The 24,809-nt window shown below is 69.6% G+C and carries 23 protein-coding genes; 13 read left to right on the top strand and 10 right to left on the bottom strand.

Features of this window, described 5'->3' with window-relative positions; genetic code table 11:
* The first annotated feature begins 207 nt into the window (after window positions 1–207).
* Entirely contained in the window at window positions 208–765 is a 558-nt protein-coding gene (locus ACFWEP_RS12540) for a GNAT family N-acetyltransferase (RefSeq protein ID WP_387369233.1), read from the top strand.
* A 22-nt stretch (window positions 766–787) separates the two neighbouring features.
* Here the strand turns inward: ACFWEP_RS12540 and ACFWEP_RS12535 are convergent, their stop codons facing one another.
* The 7 genes from ACFWEP_RS12535 to ACFWEP_RS12505 all read right to left on the bottom strand — a co-directional run bounded on the left by ACFWEP_RS12535 (window position 788) and on the right by ACFWEP_RS12505 (window position 9,335).
* The gene (locus tag ACFWEP_RS12535) at window positions 788–2,335 is read right to left on the bottom strand and encodes a type VI secretion protein (protein WP_387369231.1); all 1,548 of its coding nucleotides are present in this window, start codon (window positions 2,333–2,335) and stop codon (window positions 788–790) included.
* 1 nt (window position 2,336) lies between these two features.
* On the bottom strand, window positions 2,337–3,752 hold the full coding sequence (locus ACFWEP_RS12530; protein WP_387369230.1) for an ATP-binding protein: 1,416 nt from the start codon (window positions 3,750–3,752) through the stop codon (window positions 2,337–2,339).
* Window positions 3,753–3,894: 142 nt separating this feature from the next.
* Window positions 3,895–5,445, bottom strand: a complete 1,551-nt coding sequence (locus ACFWEP_RS12525) for an SCO6880 family protein (protein ID WP_387369229.1) — start codon at window positions 5,443–5,445, stop codon at window positions 3,895–3,897.
* Window positions 5,442–6,704, bottom strand: a complete 1,263-nt coding sequence (locus tag ACFWEP_RS12520; protein ID WP_387369227.1) for a hypothetical protein — start codon at window positions 6,702–6,704, stop codon at window positions 5,442–5,444. Before ACFWEP_RS12520 ends, ACFWEP_RS12525 begins: the two co-directional genes overlap by 4 nt.
* A 55-nt stretch (window positions 6,705–6,759) precedes the next feature.
* The gene (locus ACFWEP_RS12515; RefSeq protein ID WP_387369225.1) at window positions 6,760–7,644 is read right to left on the bottom strand and encodes a hypothetical protein; all 885 of its coding nucleotides are present in this window, start codon (window positions 7,642–7,644) and stop codon (window positions 6,760–6,762) included.
* Between the two features lie 177 nt (window positions 7,645–7,821).
* A complete protein-coding gene (locus ACFWEP_RS12510) occupies window positions 7,822–8,130 on the bottom strand; it encodes a hypothetical protein (protein ID WP_266706183.1) in 309 nt (102 codons plus the stop codon).
* Window positions 8,131–8,480: 350 nt separating this feature from the next.
* On the bottom strand, window positions 8,481–9,335 hold the full coding sequence (locus tag ACFWEP_RS12505; protein ID WP_387369223.1) for a helix-turn-helix transcriptional regulator: 855 nt from the start codon (window positions 9,333–9,335) through the stop codon (window positions 8,481–8,483).
* 187 nt (window positions 9,336–9,522) lie between these two features.
* Here ACFWEP_RS12505 and ACFWEP_RS12500 point away from each other — a divergent pair, with 187 nt between their 5' ends.
* From ACFWEP_RS12500 to ACFWEP_RS12465, 8 genes are all read left to right on the top strand, one after another.
* A complete protein-coding gene (locus ACFWEP_RS12500; RefSeq protein WP_387369221.1) occupies window positions 9,523–9,990 on the top strand; it encodes an ATP-binding protein in 468 nt (155 codons plus the stop codon).
* A gap of 212 nt (window positions 9,991–10,202) precedes the next feature.
* Window positions 10,203–10,748 carry a hypothetical protein gene (locus ACFWEP_RS12495; RefSeq protein ID WP_387369220.1) on the top strand — a complete coding sequence of 182 codons (546 nt, stop codon included), beginning with the start codon at window positions 10,203–10,205 and terminating at the stop codon, window positions 10,746–10,748.
* Complete coding sequence (locus ACFWEP_RS12490; RefSeq protein ID WP_387369219.1) at window positions 10,745–12,499, top strand: alpha/beta hydrolase; 1,755 nt, start codon at window positions 10,745–10,747, stop codon at window positions 12,497–12,499. The genes ACFWEP_RS12495 and ACFWEP_RS12490 overlap by 4 nt, the downstream gene beginning before the upstream one ends.
* Window positions 12,500–12,600: 101 nt before the next feature.
* A complete protein-coding gene (locus ACFWEP_RS12485) occupies window positions 12,601–13,092 on the top strand; it encodes a hypothetical protein (RefSeq protein WP_387369218.1) in 492 nt (163 codons plus the stop codon).
* Window positions 13,093–13,843: 751 nt separating this feature from the next.
* Complete coding sequence (locus ACFWEP_RS12480) at window positions 13,844–15,739, top strand: alpha/beta hydrolase (RefSeq protein WP_387369237.1); 1,896 nt, start codon at window positions 13,844–13,846, stop codon at window positions 15,737–15,739.
* Window positions 15,736–16,377, top strand: a complete 642-nt coding sequence (locus ACFWEP_RS12475; protein WP_387369217.1) for a hypothetical protein — start codon at window positions 15,736–15,738, stop codon at window positions 16,375–16,377. The genes ACFWEP_RS12480 and ACFWEP_RS12475 overlap by 4 nt, the downstream gene beginning before the upstream one ends.
* A 105-nt stretch (window positions 16,378–16,482) precedes the next feature.
* A complete protein-coding gene (locus ACFWEP_RS12470) occupies window positions 16,483–17,472 on the top strand; it encodes an NlpC/P60 family protein (protein WP_387369235.1) in 990 nt (329 codons plus the stop codon).
* Window positions 17,473–17,819: 347 nt separating this feature from the next.
* Window positions 17,820–18,545, top strand: a complete 726-nt coding sequence (locus tag ACFWEP_RS12465; protein ID WP_387369216.1) for a phosphatase PAP2 family protein — start codon at window positions 17,820–17,822, stop codon at window positions 18,543–18,545.
* A gap of 177 nt (window positions 18,546–18,722) precedes the next feature.
* On the opposite strand, the gene ACFWEP_RS12460 is transcribed toward ACFWEP_RS12465, so the two are convergent.
* Both ACFWEP_RS12460 and ACFWEP_RS12455 read right to left on the bottom strand, forming a co-directional pair.
* Window positions 18,723–20,402, bottom strand: a complete 1,680-nt coding sequence (locus ACFWEP_RS12460) for an FAD-binding oxidoreductase (protein ID WP_387369215.1) — start codon at window positions 20,400–20,402, stop codon at window positions 18,723–18,725.
* A gap of 130 nt (window positions 20,403–20,532) precedes the next feature.
* A complete protein-coding gene (locus ACFWEP_RS12455; protein ID WP_387369214.1) occupies window positions 20,533–20,763 on the bottom strand; it encodes a hypothetical protein in 231 nt (76 codons plus the stop codon).
* Window positions 20,764–20,919: 156 nt separating this feature from the next.
* On the opposite strand from ACFWEP_RS12455, the gene ACFWEP_RS12450 reads away from it, so the two are divergent.
* Both ACFWEP_RS12450 and ACFWEP_RS12445 read left to right on the top strand, forming a co-directional pair.
* Window positions 20,920–21,762: a hypothetical protein gene (locus ACFWEP_RS12450; RefSeq protein ID WP_387369213.1), complete on the top strand. Its 843-nt coding sequence runs from the start codon at window positions 20,920–20,922 to the stop codon at window positions 21,760–21,762.
* Between the two features lie 304 nt (window positions 21,763–22,066).
* Window positions 22,067–22,270 (top strand): hypothetical protein, encoded by a 204-nt coding sequence (locus ACFWEP_RS12445; protein WP_387369212.1) that lies wholly within the window; start codon window positions 22,067–22,069, stop codon window positions 22,268–22,270.
* 139 nt (window positions 22,271–22,409) lie between these two features.
* On the opposite strand, the gene ACFWEP_RS12440 is transcribed toward ACFWEP_RS12445, so the two are convergent.
* Window positions 22,410–22,784 carry a metal-sensitive transcriptional regulator gene (locus ACFWEP_RS12440; RefSeq protein ID WP_387369211.1) on the bottom strand — a complete coding sequence of 125 codons (375 nt, stop codon included), beginning with the start codon at window positions 22,782–22,784 and terminating at the stop codon, window positions 22,410–22,412.
* A 283-nt stretch (window positions 22,785–23,067) separates the two neighbouring features.
* Between ACFWEP_RS12440 and ACFWEP_RS12435 the strand changes: the two genes are divergently transcribed.
* Together ACFWEP_RS12435 and ACFWEP_RS12430 are read left to right on the top strand one after the other, a co-directional pair.
* The gene (locus tag ACFWEP_RS12435; protein WP_358759184.1) at window positions 23,068–23,688 is read left to right on the top strand and encodes a DUF47 family protein; all 621 of its coding nucleotides are present in this window, start codon (window positions 23,068–23,070) and stop codon (window positions 23,686–23,688) included.
* Window positions 23,689–23,693: 5 nt separating this feature from the next.
* Window positions 23,694–24,692, top strand: coding sequence for an anion permease (locus ACFWEP_RS12430; protein ID WP_387369210.1), 999 nt, complete (start codon window positions 23,694–23,696; stop codon window positions 24,690–24,692).
* Window positions 24,693–24,809 lie beyond the last annotated feature (117 nt).

Raw genomic sequence — 24,809 nt, 5'->3', positions numbered from 1 at the left:
GGTACTGCAGGGGGGACCCTGTGGGAGAGTAGGACGCCGCCGAACAATTTTTCCGGGAGACCCCCGTGCCTTTGGGCACGGGGGTTTTCTGCGTTTAAGGGTTGTCCTTTACCCCGTGTTTTTCGTGGAGTCTGGGATCTGGATCGACGCGATCCTCCCGCCGGAAACCGATTGACCGCTCTGTAGGCACGCAGGGAGCATGACCGAATGAATACCGATCATGTGGTGCGGCGTGTGCGGGGCGAGGAGTGGCCGGCGGTCAGGGAGCTGCGGCTGATGGCCCTCCAGGACCCGGCGGCACCGGTGGCGTTCCTGGAGACCTACGAGAGCGCAGCCGAGGAGCCCGACTCGTTCTGGCAGCAGCGGGCCGCCGGCGGGGCCGAGGGCAACGAGGTGGCCCAGTTCGTCGCCGAGGCGGCCGACGGACGCTGGATGGGGTCGGTCACCGTTCTCGTCGAGCGCTCCGGTCGGGAGGATGCCTTCGGAGGAAAGGCTGAGGCCGTTCAAGGGCATTTGGTCGGGGTTTTCGTCCGCCCGGAGGCCCGGGGGACCGGGCTGACGGACGCGCTCTTCAGGTCGGCCGAGGAGTGGGCCTTCGGGCTCGACGATCCGTACCTCGTGCGCCTGCGGCTCTTCGTCCATGAGAACAACCCGCGGGCAGCCGCGTTCTACCGGCGGTACGGCTTCGTACCCACCGGCACCACTGTGCCGGCCCCGGGCGCTTCGGGTGGGCACGAGGTGGAGTACGTACGGCTGCGTGGCTGAGCCGGAACACCGGGGCCGCGGGTCACACGGCCGGCGGCGTCAGCGGGGAACGCCACCGGGCACGGGCCTGTTCGGGGGAGCGGAGCATCGCCAGCGTGACGAGGCCCTGGCGTTCGCCGGATCTCAGCAGCTCGGGCAGACAGGGCAGCGGAGCGACGGCGGCGATGTCGTCGAGGACCAGGGTGATTGGTGGGTCGAGCCGACCGTCGGTTGACCGTGCGGCCATGCGGCGGCCGTGCTCGACCACGTGCGAGGCGAGCGCGGTGAGCAGAGGCATCGCGCCCGGGTGGTGGCGAGGATCCTCGACGGACTCGCCGACCACATACAGGGTTCCCCCTTCGAGGGCGAAGGAATCCAGTGCGGCGGTATCGGATCGATGGGGTGTGCAGGCCTCGCGGACGTGGACCGTGGCCAGCGCGCTCAGCGCCCGTGCCGTCAGTTCCTGGGCCGCACGGCGGCGTTCGGGGTGGGCCGTGAGGGCGGACTCCAGCAGGCCGGCGAGCCCGGAGGCCGCCTTCGGGTGGGTGCGGAGGAGCCGCACCGCCTCCTGGGCGCCGCCGCCCATCGCCCAGCGGTGGACCTGGCGGAACGGGCGCCCGTCGACGGCTGCGGCGTGCAGCCAGCACTGCAGCAGGGTCTGCGCGGTGTCGGCGGTCGCCTCGTCGATGCGGGCCTGCGGCCGTACCGGCGCCAGGAGCGCGGCGGCCCGGGCCGCCGCCACCTCGGGCTGCTCGCAGCCCTCGGTCGGCGACCAGTGGAGGCGGGCCGGGGTGTCGCACAGATGGCCCGGGTCGTGGACGAGTACGGGCCCGAGCTTGGCACGGGCGTCTTTCGTCTCCGCCCAGACCGTGGGGTCCGAGGTGACCACCAGGACCGGGCCGGTGGCGTCCAGCACGGCCTGGACCGCGGTGGGCCGTCGCTCCGAAGCGGTCGCGTAGAGGAGAACGGGCGTACCAGGAGTCCTGGCGGCGGGGACGCGGTGCTCGGCCTCCCCCACCTCCACCGGAAGAGGACCCGGAGCCGGTACGGGGGCGGCGGCCGGGGGTCGTGGCAGCGGATTCCGGAGGGGTGCCGCGGCGATGGGCGGGGCTGCCGGGCGTTCCTCGCGGCCCCCGTCTTCCTGCCGTGCCCGGTCTTCCTGCTGTGCCTGCTGTGCCTGCTGTGCCCGGCGTTCTTCGCGGGCGCGGCGGCGTACCTCGCGGCCTCGCGTGACGACGCCGAGGCCGAACACACCGAGGACCACCAGCACCAGCAGCTCGCTGATGAGCAGACCCCAGAAGAGGCCGTAGCCGGAGAGCTCGCCGGGTGGGGTTGCCGGCCAGGCGCCCGCGAGGTCCGTGGGCGAGCCCGCGAGTTCGCGCAGGGCCGAGGGCGTCCGCGGCAGGGACACGCCGTCGGGCCATGACCCGTGGGCGAACAGACCGGCGAGTCCGGTGGCCGTCCACATCAGGACCGTCACCCCGAGGAGTAGGGCGAGTCCTCCGATCAGCAGTCCGTCCGGGACGCCACCGCCCCGCTCCTCGCGCCGGGCGGGAGGGTGCGGGCCGGAACCCGTCGAGGTGCGCGTCACCTCAGGCCACCGTGGACTCGGACGATTCGTCGAGGCGCTGCCGGCGCTCGATGCGGGCTGCCCGCTGTTCCGTCTCTCGCTCCGCCTCGCGCGCGTACTCGGGAAGCAGGTCGTCCAGGTCGTCCGCGCCGTTGGTGGAGGACTCCGTCATCGCGCGGTCGGTGAAGACGAGTGGGCGTTCTGCCTCGGTGATCAGGTGTTTCACGACCTGGACGTTGCCGTTGACGTCCCACACCGCGATGCCCGGGGTCAGCGTCGGGATGATCTCGACGGCCCAGCGCGGCAGCCCGATGACCCGGCCCGTCGCCCGCGCCTCGTCGGCCTTCTGGGCGTAGATCGTCCGGGTGGAGGCCATCTTGAGGATCGCCGCCGCCTCGCGTGCCGCGGCGCCGTCCACGACGTCGCTGAGGTGGTGCACGACGGCGACGAACGAGAGCCCGAGTCGGCGGCCGAACTTCAACAGCCGCTGGAAGAGCTGGGCGACGAAAGGAGAGTTGATGATGTGCCAGGCCTCCTCGACCAGGAAGATGCGTTTCTTCCGGTCCGGCCTGATCCAGGTGTGCTCCAGCCAGACGCCGACGATCGCCATCAGGATCGGCATGGCGATCGAGTTGCGGTCGATGTGCGAGAGGTCGAAGACGATCAGCGGGGAGTCAAGGTCGATGCCGTCGGTCGTCGGGCCGTCGAACATGCCGCGCAGGTCACCGTCGACCAGGCGGTCCAGCACCAGGGCGACGTCGAGGCCCCAAGCCCGTACGTCGTCTATGTCGACGTTCATCGCCTCGGCGGACTCGGGCTCCGGGTGACGCAGCTGCTCGACGATGTCCGTCAGGACGGGCTGGCGTTGAGTGATCGTCAGATTGACGTACGCGTGGGCGACCTTCAGCGCGAAGCCGGAACGCTCGTCGAGGCCGTGGCCCATGGCCACTTCGATGATCGTGCGGAGCAGGGCGAGCTGACCGGTCGTCGTGATCGCGGGATCGAGCGGGTTGAGCCGGATGCCGCCGTTCAGGGCGGCGGTGGGGTCGAGCCGGATCGGGGTGATCCCCAGCTCCTCGGCGATCAGGTTCCACTCGCCGTGCCCGTCCTCGCCCTGGGCGTCGAGCACCACGACCTGCCGGTCGCGGAAGCGGAGCTGGCGGAGCACGTACGTCTTCTCCAGCGCGGACTTGCCGTTGCCGGACTCGCCGAGCACCAGCCAGTGCGGTGCGGGCAGCTGCTGCCCGTACAGCTGGAACGGGTCGTAGATGTAGCCCTTGCCGGAGTACACCTCGCGACCGATGATCACCCCTGAGTCGCCGAGACCGGGCGCGGCGGTGGGCAGATAGACGGCTTGCGCCTGGCCCGTGGAGGTACGCACGGGCAGGCGGGTCGTCTCCACCTTGCCGAAGAGGAACGCGGTGAAGGCTTCCGACAATGCGGACAGTGGGTCTCGCACGAGTGGCTGCCCTCTCTCTCGACTGCTTCCGGTCGCCCGGAGGTGGGGGGTGACGCTTGTGGTGCGTGATGGGTGATGCGGGTTGCTGCCCGGGGGTGGCCGGGCAAGGGCGGGGGCCGCGTCAGCGGCGGATGCCGGTCGCGAACGGCAGGGTGTTCACGAAGGCGCGGTGGTGCTCGCGGTCGCACCACTCCAGCTTCAGGTACGACTTTCCGGCCGACGCCCGGATCGTCCGCTTGTCGCGGGCGAGCGCCTCGGGGGAACGCGAGGAGACGGTGATGTACCCCACCAGGTTCACCCCCGCCGCACCGCTCGCGAGGTCCTCGCCGCGCTGGTCGAGACGGCCGTGGGCGGCGATGTCGCGAGGGTCGACGGTTCGGTTCATCTTGGCCTGGCGGCTGGCCTCGGCGTCGTCGTTGGTCTTCTCGGTCAGCATCCGCTCGATGGCGACCTCGGTGGGTTCGAGATCCATAGTGACGGCGACCGTACGGATGACGTCGGGGGTGTGGACGAGCAGCGGGGCCAGGAAGTTGACGCCCACCGGCGTCATCGGCCACTCCTTCACCCAGGCCGTGGCGTGGCACCAGGGGGCGCGGGTGGTCGACTCCCGGGTCTTGGCCTGGAGGAACGTCGGCTCCATCGCGTCCAGCTCCGCCGGCCAGGCATTCCGCTTGGTCATCGCCTGGATGTGGTCGATCGGGTGGTCGGGGTCGTACATCGAGTGCACCAGCGAGGCGAGCCGGCTCTGTCCGAGCGGCTGACGCACCCGGATATCGGCCTCGGCGAGGCGGGCGCAGATGTCGGTGAGCTCGCGGGCCATCACGACGGCGAGACCGGCGTCGCGGTCCAGCTTGCGGCCACCCTGCGGGCGCGCCGCGCGGGCCATCGCTGCTGCCTCGGCACTGAGCTCGCGGCTGTGGTGCATGCAGGCGACGAGGTATGCGCGGTGCTGCTCACTGGAGGTCGAGACCATGGACTGCAGCTGGTCGTACGAGTCCTGGAGCCAGCGCGGCGCGTGGTTGTCGCCCCGCTGGGCGACGTCCTTCGCGTGCGCGTCGGGGTCGGCGGGGAGGGTGCGGGCCAGCATCTGGATGCGGGTGACGAAGCCGTCGCCGTTGGCCACGTGCTTGAGCAGGGTGCCGAACCGGTCGACCAGCGCCTCCTGGTCCTCGCTGTCGCGCAGCCCGACACCGGGGCCCTCGATCTCGATCGCGGCGGTCACCGTGCGGCGGTCGGCGTGCAGCAGCACCGCCATCTCGTCCGGCCCGAACGGGGCGGAGAGCCAGCTGATCCGCCCGATCCCGGGCGGCGGCCCGACCTCGACCTCGCGGCCGTCACCCCGCACCCCGGCCTCCATCGCGGAGGAGCGGTAGGCGGTGCCGCGGCGCAGGGAGCGCTTGTAGCTGCGGTTGATCTCGAACCACTTGTAGAAGGTCCGGTGCTTGTACGGGACGTACACGACGGCCAGGGCCAGCATCGGGAACCCGGTGAGCAGCGCGATGCGCAGGGAGAGGACCGGTACGACGAGTCCGCTCATCATTCCGAGGAACGCGCCGACGATGATGAGGGCGATCTCGCCGGTCTCGCGGTTCTTGCCGACGATCGCGTTCGGCCGGGCACGGCCGATGAGATACGTGCGGCGGGGCGTGATCGGGTGGGACTGGATCGTCACCGCCCTCCACCTCCTGTGCTCGGATTACCTGTGCTGCCGGAACCGCCCCGCGGGGGGCGGCTGCTGTGGGGGGTCCCGGAGGTGGGACCGGAACCGCTCCGGGGGGCGGGTGCGGCTCCTCCGCCGCCCCGGGAGCCGTGCGCCGCGACACCGCCGCCGAGAGGGTTGGCCGGGCGCCCGCCGCCTCCGCCGCCTCCGCTGTTCTGGTCGTTGCGCCCGCTGTGCGTCTTGATGCCCTGGGAGACGAGGGCGGCGGGCGAACTGACCATGGCGGCGGCCTGGGAGCCGTCGGTGGCCTGCTTGCGGTTGGTACGCGCGCCCTGGATCTCGTCGCCGAACCCGGGGACGAAGCGGTAGATCATCGCCGACGCGAAGATGGCGAGCAGGATGATCGACAGCCCCGACACGACGGCGGAGAGCGCGTCCGGGCCGTCGTCCGAGGAGAGCGCTCCCGCCAGGCCGAGGACGATCACGATCACCGGCTTGACCATGATCACCGCGATCATGATGCCCGCCCAGCGGCGTACGTGGCCCCACATGTTCTTGTCGACGAGCCCCGCGTACACCACCACGCCCAACAGGGCGCCGACGTAGAGCAGCGCCGCCCGGATGACCAGTTCCAGCCAGAGAATGCCCGCGGCGAGAAGGGACACCAGCGATACGACGATCAGCATGATCGGCCCGCCGCCCATGCCGTCGCCCTTTTCGAGCGCCTCGGCGAACGAGCCGAAGAAGACGTCGGACTGGCCGCCGGTGGCGGACGAGACGACCTCGGTGACCCCGTCGGTGGCGGAGACGACGACGTACAGGATGAGCGGTGTGAACGCGGAGGCCAGCACCGTGAGCCAGAGGTACCCGACGGCCTCGGAGATCGCGGTGGTGAACGGGACTCCCCGGATCGCCCTCTTCGCCACGGCGAACAGCCAGAGGACCAGGGTCAGGATCGTGGAGGCGGCGAAGACGATCGCGTACTGCTTGCGGAAGGACTCGTTGGTGAAGTCGACGCTGGCGGTGCCCTCGACGGCCTTGCTGAGCTGGCCGATGAGGTACGACGCGGCATCGGCGCAGCCGTGGGCCAGGGAGGTGAGCGGGTCCAGGGGGTCGTCGGTGGTTTGGGGGGGTGTGGTGCGGGTGCCTGCGTCGCCTTCGCAGTAGTCCTTGGCGGGGCCATGAATGAGGGAACAGGGGTCGTTGCTGCCGGATGGAGAAGGACTGGGAGTAGGCGTGGGTGCGGCGGCGACCCGGGTAGCGAAGGTCATCAGCAGCACCTGGGAGGCAAGGACCAGCGACGCCAGGGTTCTGGTTCGGGAGGGGCTAGCGGGCATACGTGAACCCTCCAAATCCGCTGACAGCCCCGGCGATCTCGTCAGCGCTGGATGCTCGCGTGTCTCCGCTGACGGGTGCCGGACCGTCCTTCTGCGAATGGGATACAGCTTTCCATTCGCCATCGACCCAGCTCAGTTCCATGGTGATGGTGAACCAGCCGTCGACCACTGGCTTGGTGGACCCTTCACCAGCCAAACCGATGAGTCCAGTGCACCAGACATCCACGATTGTCACCTCGGCCGAGGAGTTGGTGATTTTGGTGCCGATGGGAGTGGTGCGGGAGATGAAGGTGAACCCTGACGGTGTGGTTCCGTCCTCGTTGAGGCCAACATTCTTGAAGAAGGGCGCCGAATACGCCTCGTCCAAGGTTGAGCGGAACCGATCGATTTGGGATGGGGCGATGACCGCGTCGAGGATGACATCGCGCTTGGCCTTGTCGAACATTTCAGCAGACCCCAATGCCACCGCATAGTTCGCCGCCGCGCTCTGGGCCCCCTGCTCGTCGTGGGCGAACCCCGAAGCGATGCTGCCGTTTTTGCCCGTGACGGGGTCGGTGCCGGTGGGGGCGGTCGGGGCGGTGCCTTCGGCGGTGTCCGCTCGGCTGCTGCCGGGGAGGGCCGGGTCCACGTTGTCACCCTTGTCGCTGCCACCGAGGTTCGCGAACGCGATGGCGGCGACGAGCAGCACGACTACGCCGACGGCCATGACCAGCGAGCGGGTGTTGCGGGCAGGCCGGCGGCCGTGGGGCGCACCGGGGTTGCCCTCGGGGAGGCGGGTGCGCGTTTGGCGGGTTCCGCCCAGCGTGCTGTACGCGTCGTCGCCCCGGCTGCCGGAATCCCGGCTTCCGTAGCCCTGCTCATCGTCGTAGCTCATGCCGCGTACGTCCCCTCAGCCGTGTGCGGTCCTCCGTCGTACGACGGTAGCTCTGCTGGGCGCCGCGCGGGTGCGGTGTGGTGACTCGACATGGGATGACTCGACCTCAGCCGGTGACGCGACGGGCGGATGATGGGGAGACGGGATGCGGCAGCAGGACAATTCGCTGTTGGCGCGTCAGACAGCCATGCCGTACACGATGGTGAACAGGGTGCCGAGGGATCCGATGATGAAGACGCCGGTCAGCCCGGCGACGATCAGGCCCTTGCCCTGTTCGGCGCTGAAGGTGTCGCGCAGGGCTGTCGCGCCGATGCGCTGCTTGGCCGCACCCCAGATCGCGATACCGAGACAGAGCAGGATGGCTACCGCCATCACCACCTCGACCATGATGCGTGCCTCGTTGCCCAGCGTCCCGAACGGGCCCCAGTTCGGAGCGATTCCGCCGATGATGGTGGTGATGTCGCCCTTCTCAGCTGCCAGGATCATGTAAGTCACCGCCCCTGCTGTGTAGTTCGCCGCCCGCGCCGTCCGGTGCGGGTCGTGTCTTCTTATCTTCGCTGATGAAACCCCGCCAGCACGACGCCTTCCCGGGTCTCTTTACCCGGATCTCGCACAAATGACCGGGGTGGCCGCCCCGAGCTGCGGTGTGGCCGGGGCGGCTGGACCACTGGCTGGTTACTCTGTGTATCACGCTCCGTGACGAGGAGCAATGGCGAAGGTCATGGTTTCCGTCGCGATCGGAGCGTTCGTCGGGGCGCCCGTGTTCGTATGCGCCGTTCGAGAGCTGGGTGTGCGCCGCTCGGCGTACACCCGACGTTCCGTCAAGCTGCTTGCGCCTACACGCCCGTCGTCGCGACGGTGTGCAGGAGGTCGCGTGTCGCCCGCACGTCAAGGGCGAGCGATTCGAGCCTGTCCAACAACTGACGGTACGTCCGGAGCAGAGGCTCGGCGTCCAGCTGGGCCAAGCCGTGCGCCTGTTCCAGGTGCACGGTGTCCAGCTGCGCGACCGAACCCTGTACGTATGTGATCGGCTGCCCGGCTCCCGGGTGTCCGCCGGCCGCGAAGGGGATGACGCGGAGGGAGACGGTCTCCCGCTCGCTCATCGCCAGGAGATGGCGCAGCTGGGCGCCGGCGACCCGGGGACCGCCCAGCCCCATGCGCAGGGCGGCTTCGTGGACGATCGCCCGGTACGGGACCGCCTCCGCGCGGAAGACGAGGTCCTGCCGTCTGATACGGAAGGAGAGCCGCCGCTCGGCCTCGGGCGGCGTCAGTTCGGGCACTCCCCGGGTGTGGACCTCGCGGGCGTGGTCCACGGTCTGGAGGAGGTCCGGGACGGTGCAGATGGTGGCTGTGCGGAGCGCGGTGCCGTGGTGTTCGAGCTCGGCCAGGTCCAACAGATTGCCCGGGAGGTCGCCCCGGTACTCCTCCCACCAGCCGCCGCGGCGCTCGCCGGTCATCGCGGCCAGCGCCTCCACGAGTCCGCGGTCGGTGCATGCGTAGTGGCGGGAGAGGGCGCGGACCCGGTCGGCGCTCACTCCGTACCGTCCGGCCTCGATGTTGCTGATGCGCGCCTGGTTGCCGCCGAGCAGGACCGCGGCCTCCGTGGCGGTGATCCCGGCGCGTTCGCGCAGCTTGCGCAGTTCCGCGCCGAGCCGTCGCCGACGTGCCGTCGGGGTCGAGTTGGTCGCCATCGGCCTCCCTTCGCCCAGTCACTCGTTCGGGTGTCTTGCGACATGCATTACCCCAACTGCGGGGAATGTATTACATGGCACCTCTACCGTGATCGTGGGCCAGGTGCTCGCAACGAGCCCGCCGACTGGTTCGAACGCCGGCTGCCGGGCGTGGCCCGCCAACCACACCATCCGAACGGGGACTTCCATGCATGCACCCACCGTATCGCCGCCTTGGGCGTACACCCTTCAACTGCCGCACGATCCGCGCTCGCCAGGCGTGGCCCGCTCGGTCCTGCGGGTCGTGCTGCGCGCACATGGCATGACCGCACTCCGCGACACCGCAGAGCTGATGGTCAGTGAGCTGACCACCAACGCGTACCAGCACTCCTGGGGGGCGTACTCGCTCCGGATGTGTGGCGCGGGGCATCGACGTATCCGGCTCAGTGTCTGGGACAGCAATCCGGAGATCCCGCCCCCCTTCCGGGGAGCCGGGGACGGCGGGAGCGGCGGGGTGTGCGTACCGGCCCAGCAGACGACGCTGACGGAACGAGGACGGGGACTGACTCTCGTACAGATGTGCGCGGAAAGCTGGGGTGGTCGTGTCCTGCCCGCCGGCCCGACCGGTGAGGGCGGCAAGCTGCTGTGGGTGGTGTGCGGGGAGAAGCCGGAGTGAACACCTCCGGCTGTCGCCGCTCGGGCGGTGCGGGCTGACGGGCTGCCCATCATTCGGGTGAAACCGTAGCCCGGCGCATCCCTGAACGCCCCGGAAATACCGGGCCCGTGCCATGCGGAGCCGTGGAAGGGCGGCGCGTCGCCCCTCCCGGATCAGGCACAGTTCTGCCGCTCCACGATCGAGGATCGAGGATCAAGGAACGGGGTGGTGGTATGTCCGTCGGACAGCCGCAAGCGTGGCAGACGTCGGTAGACCCGACGGAGAGGCAGTTGATCCACGGCCGTGATGTCGGTGGGCCGGAGGAGCGGCCGGGGCAAGGGCCGAGCGATGGCGCGGGGAGGGGGACGGCGTCGGATCCGGCCTTCGACCACGACCGGCTGCGGCACCACGACGAGCCGTGGATCAAGGCCGCGGGGGGCGCCGAGGCGTTGCACACGAACCTGGGGACGGCGAGGTCCGAACTGGAAAAGGCGCACGAGGGCCTGTTGACGGGCGAGAGCACCGAGGGCTTCGCGGTTCTGGGCGAGCTCGCGGCGGTCCGTGAGTCGTGGGTGCGTCGTATCTCGACGGCGCAAGGTGAGTGCGGAAGCCTCGCAGGCAAACTGCGGACGGTCGCCAGGGAACAACGGACGACGGACGAAGCGGTACGTGAGAGTTTCGGCCCGTTGGTGGATCTTCCGGTGCAGTCGACTCTGCCGCCGCTGTCTCTGACCCGGCCGCCGTCCTCCTTGTATCTGCTCGGCGGGAGCGACGAGTGAAGGGCGTACTGACCTGGTCCGCTCTGCTGGCGGTGCCGTGTGGGGAGTTGGACTGCGCCGCAGATGGCTGGGGTCGGCTCAGCCACCGGGCCGACGCCGCGCGCGACCGGATCGACCAGCAGATTCTCACCGGCCTCCGCGAGACTGAGGAAGGCGAGGCGGTGGGAGCCGCCCTCGCCCGTCTGCGACGACTGGCCCGGAACCTCCAGTACGCCTACACGGAAACCGGACTCGTGCGTACGGCACTCAACAGCCTCGCCCACGAGGTACGCACGCACCAGAAGTCGGTTCGAGAGGCGTTGGGGGAGGCGGAGAGCCTGAAGTTCACCGTGCACGCGAATGGGTCCGTGTCGTACCCCGCGAGGGAGGGATTGATCGCCGACAAGCCTCTGCCGGGTGGGAAGACCGTTGCCGACGGCGGATTTCCCGACCTTGTGGCACCCTCGGGCACCCTGACCGCTCCCAATCCTCACGCGGCCGCCGCCCAGGACATCGCGGACCGGATCGCCAGGGCGGTGGCCTTGGCCGCTGACGCGGACGTGAGGTACGCGAGCATTCTCCGCGAGTTGAAGACCGAGGACAGCCTTGATGTCCCGGATTCCACGTGGACCGATGCGGCGGCCGACATGGCAACCGTGCGCGAAGCGGCACGGGCCTATCTGAACGACCACATTCCGTACCAGGCATCGGCCGCTGAGCGTAAGAAGTGGTGGGCCGGCCTTCCGCCGGAACTGCGCGACGAATACCTCGCGACCTATCCGGACATCATCGGGAACCTCGACGGTATCCCTGCTCTGGTACGCGACGCGGCCAACCGGGACAGCCTCCAGTTGCTGATCGGCAAGTTGGCGGGAGTGGACGGTGGCGAGGCGGCGGAGAAGCTCGAAGCGCTACGGCTGATCGATCAGCAGCTTCAGGCACCGCTCAAGCCTGGAGACCCGCCGATGTACCTCCTCGGGATCGGAGACGAGGGGAACGGGCGCGCGATTGTGGCCTACGGAAACCCGGATGCTTCGAAGAATGTCGCGGCTTACGTGCCGGGGCTGAATACCGGACTCGATGAGAGGTTTGCAAGAGATGATCTGAGGCGCGCGCGTGATACAGCCATTGGGGCGCAATATCACAATCCATCCAGTGCTGCGATTGCGTGGTTAGGTTACGACACCCCTCAGAGCTTGGATGGTTGGTCGAGTTTGGCTGTTATGGGTTCCGGTCGGGCTGAGAGAGGAGGAGAAGCGTTCACCTCGTTCATGGATGGAATTTCTGTTACCAATAGAAATGATGATCCTCACCTCACTGCGATCGGGCATTCGTACGGTTCGCGCACGGTTGGGGCAGCGGCGAAGGAAGGGGATGGTATCCCTGGAGTGGATGACATTGTCTTCGTTGGGAGTCCTGGGGTGGGTGTGGAGCGTGCTCAGGACTTGGGCGTCGGAGAAGGGCATGTCTTTGTTGGTGCAGCAGAAAATGATCCAGTAACAAAGATTCCATCCAAAGAGCGGGTGCTTACGGGGGTGGGTGGTTTCAGTCTATTGGAGGATGATTTGTGGTTCGGTAGGGATCCAGCAAGTGCAGAGTTTGGTGCGCGAAGATTTCAAGTGGAAGAGGGGCCTTCGGTAATCAGTTCACATGGATTCGCTGTCGCGCATTCAAACTATTTCAGCCCTGAGCGGGACGCGGTGTCGGCAGGTAATATTGCGCTCATCGTTGCTGGGCGGCCCGAAAAGGTTCGAGGGCAGGAGTGCAGATGAAGCGTGCGTCTCTTGGGTTTTGCTGGACCTTGGCTGCCCTGTTCTTGCTGAGCGGTTGCGCAGATTATCCGAGGTCGATGGGTGATGGAGTTGGGAATGGCATGAATATGCAGGAAGCGGCAGACCGTGCCGATGAGATTCTGGATTCCACCCTCCAGGCTGTCGATCCAGAGGTGCATTGGACGCATGGCCCTTCTAGTGCTGGTAGCTGCGACGTGACCAGAAGGCGAACGATCATGACTGTGATCTCCGCTGAACGGCGAGGAAATTTTCTCGGTGTAGTAGATCGATACTGGCGTCAGAGTGGATACAGGATTATCTCGACCCGAAATGATGCGGAAGTTCCAGCCATCTACGCACAGACGGGTGATGGCTTTAAAGTTGCGCTGATCGTTGGCGGGGAGGGGCAGGTCTTTTTTGAGGCGGACACTCCTTGCGTTCAGGAATCCGAGGTTGTCGACCCCACGAGCCAGCCCAACACCCCCAGCTACGAGGGCATGGAGAACATTCCGCGCCCCAACATCCACTCCGAATTCTGGTCGGCCACGGGCGTCGCGGGTGCCACGCTCCCCCCGGGGGCGTCGGCCTCGTGAGGGTGTGATTGCGCGGGGTCTGCCGTACGAGCCCTGGGTGTTCCAACTGCGGTGCTGGCAAGCCTGTTTGAGTCCTGGTTTGGGTCCTGGGGCCCATGCCGGTGGTGGGGTGGGTGTGGTCCCCTACGTGCGGTGGCAGGCTGGCCACCGCGCCCACTGACGAGCCGGGGGTCCCCACGTGTCTGGCATACGAGAGCTTGCGGTGTCCGGGGGTGATGCAACGAGCCTCAGCCCGACAGCAGTGGGCGGGCGGAGCGTGCCAAGGGCGTTACAGGCAGCCCTTGTTCTCGTGCGCTTGGTGTTCGTGAGCACGGTCGTGGGTGTGACCAACGTTCTCGCGTTGGCGTCTTCGGTCGATGCGGTGGACGGACAGCTGTTGGGGATGCTGCTGTACGCGGCTCTGCCGGGGACAGTTGGCTTCGTGCTGTCGTTCTACGCGCGTATCCGTGGGCGCGGAGTGTGGTTCGGGTTGTTGGTCGCGCATGTCTGGCTGGTACTCGGGTCGTTGGCGACGTGGGACACCGAGGGTGCCGGGATGTCCGGGCTTCCCCAACTGGTGATGCCGGTGGGTGTGGTGGTGCTGCTGTTACGGCCCGCGGCGCGGGGATGGTTCCGCGTGCCTCGGGCGGAACGGTGTGTGGAGCCGGGGTTCGGCGCGGTTCGGCGGTACGTGGCTCGCCGGGACGGCGGGCAGAGCGCGATGGAGTACCTCGGCCTTGTCCTGATCGTCGCTGCGCTGGTCGGGGCGATCATGGCGACGGCCGTCGGGACCCAGCTCACCGGGGAGATACGCAACGCCATCTGCCAGTTGACCGGAGGTGCGTGCTCTTCGTCGGGCGGCGATGTGGTTGCCGGAGGGGAGAGCCGTAACGGCCAGGAAGGCTCCGTCGGCGGCGCAGCCGGGGGTGCGCGAGGCTCCACCGAGGGCGGCGCTGACGGCGGCAGCACCGGAGCCGTGTCCGGCGGCGACTCGGACGGCTCCGGGAGCACCACCAGCGCAGGTACTGCCGCAGGTAGCGCCGGTATCGCGGGCACGGCGGGAAACACCGCAGATTCCACCGGCGCCGCAGGTTCCACCGGCGCCGCAGGTTCCACCGGCGCCGCGGACTCCGCCGGCAGCACCGCCCCCCAGCGTGCCCAGGCGGCCCGCCCCGGCGCCCGCCCGGGCAGCTCCTCCGGTACCGCTTCCGGCAATGGCGGCTCCGACGCGGGGTTCTTCGACGGCTTGGTGGTGGACGGGCTCGGAGGCGACCTCCGGGGCGCGGCCCGGACCGTGCTGAACCCGCTGGAGAGTGTCGCCGGTCTCGTCGACCGGTGGTCCGGGGCAGCAGGTGCGTCGGGGCGTGGGACCGAGGACGGCGCCAGGGCCAAGTGGGCCGCGGGGGACTACGCGGCGGCGGTGGGGGCGTGGACCGACGCGTCCGGGGGCGTGGGCGTGGGGAGCATGGGGTTACCCGGCTCCGGGGCACGGGTCGTGGCGGCCGTCCGCGAGGACGAGCGGCAGTACCTGAGCGACCGGATACCGGTGAGTGCCTCGGCGAAGGGGCGCAAGGCGTGGTGGGACGGGCTGAGCCAGGCCGAGCGCGGGCGGTACCTGGAGCTGTTTCCGGAGCGGATCGGGAATCTGGACGGGATACCGGCTGCCGTGCGGGACCAGGCCAACAGGAAGAACCTCCAGAGCTTGATCACCGAGCTGGCGGGCAAGGACGACAAGAAGTCGAAGAAGATCCTCGAAGGGATGAGGGAGATCGACCGGCAGCTGAAGGAGGGCTCGCAGCCGCCGATGTTCCTGCTGGGGATCGGGTCCGAGGGCAACGGCCGGGCGATCGTGTCGTACGGGAACCCCGACCTGTCGCAGCACGTGTCGGCGTACGTGCCGGGTCTGAACACCTCGCTGGACAAGGAGTTCGCGGAGAACGACCTGAAGCGGGCGCGGGACACCGCGATCGGCGCGCAGGGGTACGAGCGGTCCAGCGCCTCGATCGTCTGGCTCGGGTACGACGCTCCGCAGTTGCCGGACGGCGACGGGGTGGCCGGCTACTTCGCCATCATGGGCACCGGCCGGGCGGAGAAGGGCGGGGTGGCCTACGGCGACTTCTGGGACGGTCTGACGGCGACCAACACCACCAAGGACCCGCACTTCACCGCGATCGGGCACTCCTACGGTTCCCGCACGGTGGGGGCGGCGACGCAGCGGGAGGGTGGGATTCCGGGGGTGGACGACATCATCCTGGTCGGCAGCCCGGGGGTGGGTGTGGACCAGGCGGTGGACCTCGGGGTCGGCGCCCGGCACGTCTTCGTCGGGGCCGCCGCGAACGACCCGGTGACAAAGCTGCCGTCGAAGACGCAGGCCGTCGTGGGCTCGCTCGGGCTGCTGGCCCTCGGTCCGGCCGGTGCGTACTTCGCGGGAGATCTCGCGGACCCGGGTGACGACGACCTCTGGTTCGGGAAGGATCCGGCGAGCAAGGCGTTCGGAGCCGTCCGCTTCCCGGTCGACCCCGGACCGCCGGTGATCAGCGGGCACGGCATCAGCGCCGAGGCGCACTCGCAGTATTTCGACCCGGTGCGGGACGCCATGTCGGCCGACGCCATCGCCTTGATCGTGTCGGGACACTCCAGCAATCTGAAGATTGAGGAACAGCGATGAGGCGAAGGCTCCGGACGGCGGTCGCCACTCTGACGCTCGGTCTCGTACTGGCCGGCTGCGGCGGGCAGCAGGTGGGATCGGACGGCCCGGCCACCGGCCCGGCCACCGGCACCGGCGGAAGCGAGACCGCCGGCACGAGCGGGAGTACGGGCACGAGCGGGAGTACGGGGAGCCCCATGGGCGCGATGGACATGCAGGGTGCCGCCGAGCGGGCGGACTCGATGCTCGACCTGACCCTGAAGGCGATCGTGCCCGCGGTCCAGTGGGCCCACGGTCCCACCACGACGGGCAGTTGCGACGTGACGCGCAGGCGCACGGTGATGACGGTCGTCGCACCCGAGCGGCGCCAGGAGTTCCTGGACCGGGTGACGGAGTTCTGGCGCGAGCGCGAGTACCGGATCAAGGCCGTCAACAAGGACGAGGAGTTCCCCGCGGTGTACGCGCAGGCGGAGGGGTTCGGCATCAGCGTGAGTGTCCGGGGCGGAGGCCAGGTGTTCTTCGAGGTGGACAGCCCCTGCGTGCGGAAGTCGAGGGTGGCCGACTCCGCGTCGAAGCCGAACGGCCCCGCGTACGAGGGGGTCTACCCCCTGCCACGCCCCGACGTAAAGTCCTCTTACTGGTCGGCGGGGGCATCCTGAGGGAGCGTCAGTGACGTTCGTGCTTCGAACGATTCGTACACACCCTCGAAACGACCCTTGAACCGTGGCTCGGTAGGGGATGGTTGAGGGGTGCGGAAATACTGGGTGTTCGTCGGCGGTGGGATCGGGCTGTGTCTCTGCTTCGTGGGGTTGCTCGTCGTCGGGACGTACTCCGCCGCCGCGGGCATCGCCGGGGCGAGCGGGTCCGTCGGGCTCGCCAAGGGGGCGGTTCCGGCGCGCTATCAGCCGCTCGTGGAGAAGTGGGGCACGCTCTGCGCCGCGATCAACCCGGCGCTGCTCGCCGCGCAGCTCTACCAGGAGAGCGGCTGGAATCCGCGGGCGCAGAGCGCGGCGGCGGCCCAGGGCATCGCGCAGTTCATCCCGGGCACCTGGGCCACGCACGGTGTCGACGGCGACGGCGACGGCGACCGGGACGTGTGGGACCCGGCCGACGCCATCCCCTCGGCCGCTTCGTACGACTGTGAGCTCGCCGGGTACGTGAAGGACGTGCCGGGCGATCCGACCGACAACATGCTCGCCTCCTACAACGCCGGTGCCTACCGGGTCATCCGGGCCGGTGGGGTGCCGGCGATCGCCGAGACGCAGAACTACGTCAAGATCATCCGTTCCCTGGAGAAGAGCTTCGCCAAGCCGGTCGGCCGGGTGGCGCCCTCTCAGCAGGCGGCCGGGGCGATCTACTACGCGCAGCAGAAGCTGGGTACTCCGTATCTCTGGGGCGGCAACGGTACGGCCGAGCAGAACGGCCGGTTCGACTGCTCCGGGCTGACGCAGGCCGCGTACCGGAGTGTGGACATCGAGCTGCCCCGGGTCGCCAACGACCAGTACAACGCCGGGGCGCATCCGTCCCGGGACGAGCTGCTCCCCGGTGACCTGGTGTTCTTCTCCGACGATCTGAACAACTCGCGGGCCATCCACCATGTGGGGATCTATGTCGGTGGCGGGTACATGATCAACGCGCCGTACACCGGAGCGGTGATCCGCTTCGACAAGATCGACAGCCCCGACTACTTCGGTGCGACGCGGGTCACCAAGGACGGTGCGGCGGCGCTCCCCACCGCCCTCCCGCAGGCTTGAGCGCCGGAGGAGTCGCGGCAGGGGCGGGCGCGGCGGAAGGCGACCGCGGTGATGGCGGGAGCAGGAACTCTCTGTAAAGCCTGGGCCCTGGGCTGCGACGATGAGTCACTCTTCGATAACGTCATGGTGATCATTCGGTGGAGGGCGGAACCGTCGCTACCGGAAGGCCGTTCCCTGGAATGGGACGGCCCGCGCACTGACCACGCGCGGTCGCCCGACCACCGTCGTGTCGCAGGACGCGTCGACAGGTACGCGGTACCGGATCGCACCGAACACGGGGGGTTCGACCACGGGCGGCGCGCATGGACGCGCGTCGCGGCAGCAGACAAGGCAAGGGGCCGCAGCAGATGGCTGGACTCGCACTCGATGGGTCGAACCCCGATGTCAGCCTGCTCTACGACATCAACGGGCTGGCCAAGTCCTCTCCCGCCTGGCTCGACAGCGTCGTCGAGTTCGTCGGAGAGTACGGGATCATGCTCGGCATGGTCCTGGTCGGCCTGTGGTGCTGGTGGAGCGTTCGCCGGAACGGCACGGCCGAGGACTCGGTGACGGCGGTCGCCGCACTCGTCTGGGCACCGCTCGCCATGGGCATCGCCCTCCTCGTCAACATCCCCATCCGGGGGTTCGTGGAGCGCCCACGTCCGTTCAAGGACCATGAAGGGCTCGAGGTCCTCGTCGACGGCAAGAACGACTTCTCCTTCGTCAGCGACCACGCCACGATGGCGATGGCGCTGGCGGTCGGGATCTTCGTGGCCGGCCGGAAGTTCGGGTTCGTCGCACTGGGCCTCGCGTTCGCCGAGGGGTTCTGCCGTGTCTGGATGGGCGTGCACTATCCGACCGACGTGATCGGCGGCCTCGCCCTGGGCACGGCCGTCACGCTCCTCCTCGCCCCGCTGGCCATGGCGCTGCTGACCCCGCTGGTGGCGGCCGTCTCCCGGTCGCCCCGGGCCGGCTTCCTCGTACGGTCGAGGGGGGCGGGGGGCGCCACCGGTGGCCTCGGCGGCACGCTCGAAGTGCCCGAGCCGAGATCGGGCCGCGGCGGTGGCACGGGAGACAAGGACCTCGCTGCCTGATCCGCCCGTCACCCGAGTACGGGTCGGGCGGCAGCAGGATGGCAGTACGGGGTGCGGCGGCCACGTCGTCCGCGCCACGTGAAGCGGATCGACCACGAGTACGGCAGGGCGTCGGTTCCCCGGTGGGGGAGCCGGCGCCCTGCCGCGTCGCGGGGTGCGGGCGTCCTCGTGGCGGTCCTACGGTGTCTGCGGTCCGGCGAAGAGCCGCTCGGGGTCGTACTGGTCGCGGAGCTTCCCGAGGCGGTCGGCGGACGGGCCGAAGTAGGCGCGGCGCCAGTCGGCGAGCGTGGGGTCGGTGTAGTTCTGGTAGGCCTCGCCGGAGGCGTGCGGACCCATCGCCGTACGGATGCTTTTCAGCCACCCCTGTGCGGCGGTCACCGAGGCTCCGGGGGCGTCCGGGCTCCAGGAGGCGAGGTACTGGGCGAGCATCCGGGAGTCGCGGTGCACGAAGGCGGTCGCGTCCCGGGCGACCCGGTTGACCGCTCCGCCGAGGGCCGTGAGGATGACCGACCCCTTCGCGCGCCCGCCGGCGGACTGCCGGGTGAACGCCTCGACGCGACCGGTGAGGGCGCGCAGTCCTTCGGGCGGCAGCGAGCGGGTGAAGAAGTCGGAGGCCGCCGCGTACGTCTCGCGCCCGAGGGCGCCCCGGGCCGTGCGCCCCGGCGTCGTACCGGGCAGATGGCACTGGTCGGCGGTGAGACCGGCGCAGCCGGCGTAGGCCAGCATCGCTTCCTCGTAGCCGCGCCGGCGCAGGGAGACGGAGGAGGCGGAGGACCCCGCGCGGTCGGCGAGCCGGTCCACCGCGTTCTGCAGGTCGCCGTAGGTGCCGAGGCTGAACGCCGCGAGCGTCACGGTGGGGTCGGCGCCGTCCGTGCCCGCCTCGAAGTGGAGGGAGGACCAGATCTCGTCCGGTTGGTCGGGCCCCCACTCCTGCCAGGCGGCGAGCACCTCACCGGCCCGGGACCACGGCCAGCCGAGGTTGCAGACGACGGTCTGCGGGGCGGGCGAGGTGCGGAAGCGGAGGCGGGTGACGACCCCGAAGGAGCCGTTGCCCCCGCCGCGCAGCGCCCAGAAGAGGTCCTGGTTCCGGGTGGCGTCGGCGGTCAGGGTGCGGCCGTCGGCGGTGACCAGGGTGGCGGAGGTGAGGTTGTCGCAGGTCAGGCCGTAGGCCCGAGAGGCCACGCCATGACCGCCGCCGAGGGTGAGGCCGGATATGCCGACCGTGGCGCAGGAGCCGCCGGGGATGGTCAGGCCGTGGGCGCCGAGGCTCCGGTAGATGTCGCCGAGCCGGGCGCCCGCGCCGATGGTGCCGTCCCGGTCGACGCCTTCGAGCGCGGAGACGTCGACGACCAGACGCCCGGTGCCGGCGGACAGGCCCGCGTAGGAGTGGCCGCCGCTCCGGATCGCGACGGGGGTGCCGGTCGTACGGGCGAAGGCGAGGCACTCGCGTATGTCGTCCTCGTGCCGTACGTAGGCGACGGCTGCGGGCCGCTGGGTGTCGAAGCGGGTGTTGTAGAGCCGGCGGGCGGTGTCGTACGCGGAGTCCCCGGGGCGTACGAGGGTCCCGTCGAGGCTGCGGCCGAGTGCGGGCCAGTCCGCCGGGGCGCTGTCGGCGGATGCGGCCGGGGTGCGCGTGGGCCCCGGGGATCCGGTGGCGGGGCGCGGCACGCCCGAGGGGGAAGCGCCGGACGGACCCGCGGCGGGGGCGTTCGGGGAGGAGCAGGCGGTGAGCGCGGCGAACGCCCCGGCGGCCAGGACGGCGCGCCGGGCGAGCGGTGGGGACGGTGCGGGTGTGGGCGCGGGGCTCGCGCACCGGGCCGTGGGGATGGCTGGGCCCGCGAGGTGCTGCTGGTTCATGGGACCTCCGGGGCCCGGTGCGGGTGGTGGCAGGGCCGGACAGGATGCCGGGCGCCCGTCTCGGCGGTGCGGAGCGGCGGTCGGGCGGGGTGCGGGGCCTCGGCCGGTGCCCGGGGCGCCGACGGGTGGGTCAGGCCGCGGTCCGGTGGCGTTCTGCGTCGGTGCGGGCGAGGTCGCGGGAGCGGCGGGCGGGTCCGGACCAGCCGCAGGAGCAGCGGGCGAGGCAGAACGAGCCGCGTTCGGTGGTGGTCGTGGCATGGCCCTGAGCTGCGGGAACGGGCTCGGACGGGGGGAGGGGGCCCGGGGAAGGGGCGGCGCACGCCGGGGTGCGCCGGACAGGGTGGACAGCTTCCTGATGCACGTGCCCACGGTACTGGCGGGGCGGCCCGGACGGGAGGGGTCCAGGTCTCTCCGCCGCCGATCGGGGTGGACCGGCGTGACGGGGGACGGCGGCCGTCGTTATGCGGAACGGGCGAGGGCCCGGTTCCGGCGTGACGTCGTTGGGGGTTGGCAGGCGATGGTGGTGCGGCAGCACGGGTGCGAAGGCGCGGCACTGGCTGTCCGCGCGCTGGCCGTGGCGGGTGTGCTCGCCGTGCTGGCCGGCTGTTCCGGCGGCGGGAGCGGGACCGTCGCGGGCGCTCCGGCGGAGGAGTCGCCCGCGCGGGTGCTCGACCGGGCGGCGGACGTGCTCGCCGAATCCGGCGGAGCGGAGACGAACACCTCGATGGAGACCTCGGCGGGTGGCACCCGTGTGACGATCCGTGGCCAGGGCGCGTACGACTTCCGCAAGCAGCTCGGCCGCATCAAGGTGGTGCTGCCGAAGGACGCGGCCGGGTCGGAGGAGCACCGCCCGATCACCGAGCTGCTGACGCCGGGCGCGCTGTACATGAAGAACCGGGGGGCCGGGGTCCCGGAAGACAAGTGGGTGCGGATCGACACCACGGTGCTGGCGGACGGCAACCTCGTCACCGGCGGGGTCACCGATCCCATGGCCGCGGCCGAGTTGCTGCGCGAGGCCCGGGGCGTGACGTACGTGGGGCGGACCGAGTTGGCGGGCATCGGGGTCCGCCACTACCGGGGGACCGCCGACATCGGCAGTGCGGCGGGGGCGGCCTCGCCCCTGTCGCGGGCAGCGCTGACGGCCGCGGCGGGCGGGTTCCGCACCCACGCGGTCCCCTTCGACGCCTACTTGGACGACGAGGGCCGGCTGCGGAAGGTTCGCCACCGTTTCACCTTCGCGGCCGCGGGTCCGGCGGTGACGGTGGTCTCGACCATGCTGCTGTACGGGTTCGGCGTGCCGGTCACCGTGGACCTGCCGGACGGTGCGGACCTCTACACGGGCGAGATCCGGCAGAGCTGAGGCGATGACGGCGGTGAAGGGGGTGACGGTGGCGAAGGGGGCGGCGACGGCGCGCGCGGCGGTGGCAGCACCCGTACCCATGACGGCACAGGCCCACCGCGGTCGCAGCCGGTGGCTGGAATTCGATGGTTGCGCCCGTGCTGGCGGGGCGGTCGCCGTAGGTGCCGGCTGGGCGTGCGGGTGTTCGACGGGGGAGGGCCGCCCTCTTGGGAGGGGCCGAAATGGCCCGTCCGTGTCATGCGCGCGGCGCTTGGCGATCCCTACGCTTGGAGTCTGCGCCAAGGGCCGGCGACGGTAGAGAGAGGTGACGCAGGTGGTGACGCTCAGCGCTCCGAACGCGCAGGAGTACGTGGCTCTCGCCGAGATCGAACTCTGCGGCGAGTTGATGATCGCCGCATCGTCCAGCACCGAGGACCGGCTCAGTGCGGACCGTATCGACGAGGTGCTCAACGCGGGCGAGGCCGCCGGAGCGTCCAACATTCCCCGCCAGGCCGAACGCAGGCCCTGACCGGACCCGACCGGTACCACGTGGCACGTGTCACGCGTCACGTCCGGGCGCACGCGAGGGCATCACGGCCGGCGGCGTCACGGCCGCAGGGGCGCGGACCGAGCGGCGGGCCGGCCGATCGGCGGGTACGGAACGGGCATCAGGTGCGGAGAAGGCGCGCGATGGCCTTGGTGGCCTCGTCGACCTTCGCGTCGATCTCGTCCCCGCCCTTGACGGCGGCGTCGGCGACGCAGTGGCGGAGGTGTTCCTCCAGCAGCTGGAGCGCGAAGGACTGCAGCGCCTTGGTGGACGCCGAGACCTGGGTGAGTATGTCGATGCAGTAGGTGTCCTCGTCCACCATCCGCTGGAGACCGCGGATCTGACCCTCGATCCGGCGCAGGCGCTTGAGGTGCTCGTCCTTCTGGTGGTGGTAGCCGTGGATGCCCCGGTCGTGGTCGGTGACGGTCCCGGCCGGTCGGCCGACGGGTTCCGGCAGGGTGGGGCCGTCCTGCCCGGTGGCCTCGGTGGTGGTCATGGGGTCCTCCCGTTGTCTCGTACCCGAGCGTGCCGACAGCCGTGAAGACGGGCGTACCGAGAGGTACCCGCTCCGGGGGGTGCCTTGTCGCGGATGCGCCCGGACTCTTCCCGGGCTGTATACCCCGGGCGGGTATATGGTAACGAATCGAGCCGAAACGTGACCCGGGGGCCGTGCTGATCACGCTGATCGATGGGCGACACTGAAGAATGCCGGTTAGCCGTGGCCGGATGATGCGCCTAGCATCAGCCTGACCGAATCCAAAGCATCCCGAGGACCCCACGTGCGCTTTCGTCTGACCCCCAGGGAGACGAGCTTCTACGACATGTTTTCCGCATCCGCGGACAACATCGTCACGGGCTCGAAACTCCTGATGGAACTGCTCGGAGCGGATTCTTCCTCCCGAGCCGAGATCGCGGAGCGCATGCGGGCGGCGGAGCACGCGGGGGACGATGCCACCCACGCGATCTTCCACCAGCTGAACTCCTCCTTCATCACGCCGTTCGACCGCGAGGACATCTACAACCTCGCGTCGTCGCTCGACGACATCATGGACTTCATGGAGGAGGCCGTCGACCTGGTCGTTCTGTACCAGGTCGAGGAGCTCCCGAAGGGTGTCGAGCAGCAGATCGAGGTGCTGGCCAGGGCGGCGGAGCTGACCGCCGAGGCCATGCCGGGGCTGCGGACCATGGACAACCTCACCGAGTACTGGATCGAGGTCAACCGGCTGGAGAACCAGGCGGACCAGATCCACCGCAAGCTGCTCGCCCACCTCTTCAACGGCAAGTACGACGCCATGGAGGTGCTGAAGCTGAAGCAGATCGTGGACGTGCTGGAAGAGGCGGCCGACGCGTTCGAACACGTCGCCAACACGGTGGAGACCATCGCGGTCAAGGAGTCCTGACCCCAGTGGACACCTTTGCGCTGATCGTGACCGTTGGCGTCGCGCTCGGCTTCACCTATACGAACGGCTTCCACGACTCCGCGAACGCCATCGCCACCTCGGTCTCCACCCGGGCGCTGACCCCGCGGGCGGCTCTGGCGATGGCCGCGGTGATGAACCTGGCCGGTGCTTTCCTCGGACAGGGCGTCGCCAAGACGGTCAGTGAGGGGCTCATCGCCACGCCCGAGGGCTCGAAAGGGATGGGCATCCTCTTCGCGGCGCTGGTCGGGGCGATCATCTGGAACCTCGTCACCTGGTACTTCGGGCTGCCGTCCTCCTCCTCGCACGCCCTGTTCGGCGGCATGGTCGGCGCGGCGCTGGCCGGCGGGACGATGGTGCACTGGGACGGGGTGCTGGAGAAGATCGTCATCCCGATGTTCCTCTCCCCGGTCATCGGCCTGGTCGTCGGTTATCTCTTCATGGTCGCGATCATGTGGATGTTCCGGAACTCCAACCCGCACAAGGCCAAGCGCGGTTTCCGGATCGCGCAGACGGTCTCGGCGGCCGCCATGGCGCTCGGTCACGGTCTCCAGGACGCCCAGAAGACGATGGGTATCGTCGTGATGGCCCTGGTCATCGCCGACGTCGAAGGCCCGAACGACGAGATCCCGGTCTGGGTCAAGATCGTCTGTGCGCTGATGCTCTCGCTCGGTACGTACGCGGGCGGCTGGCGCATCATGCGGACGCTCGGCCGGAAGATCATCGAGCTGGACCCGCCGCAGGGTTTCGCGGCGGAGATGACCGGCGCGTCGATCATGTTCGGGTCGTCGTTCCTCTTCCACGCCCCGATCTCCACCACGCACGTCATCACCTCCGCGATCATGGGTGTCGGCGCGACCAAGCGGGTCAACGCGGTCCGCTGGGGTGTCGCCAAGAACATCATCCTGGGCTGGTTCATCACCATGCCCGCGGCGGCGCTCGTCGCCGCGGCGAGCTACGGGATCGTGTACCTGCTCTTCGGCTGACGCCCGAACCGACCGAGCCGCCTGACGGCCGAACCGCCCGAACCGCCCGAACCGTCTGACGCCCGATCCGCTCGGGCGCGTACCGGACGGGGTGTGAACGCGGGGCCGCCCCCGTTC

Origin of the sequence: Streptomyces sp. NPDC060198, from assembly GCF_042728415.1 — a bacterium.
Classification (GTDB): Bacteria; Actinomycetota; Actinomycetes; order Streptomycetales; family Streptomycetaceae; genus Streptomyces.
Note: the sequence above shows the minus strand (reverse complement) of the source record. Positions and strands in the feature narration are given on the sequence as shown.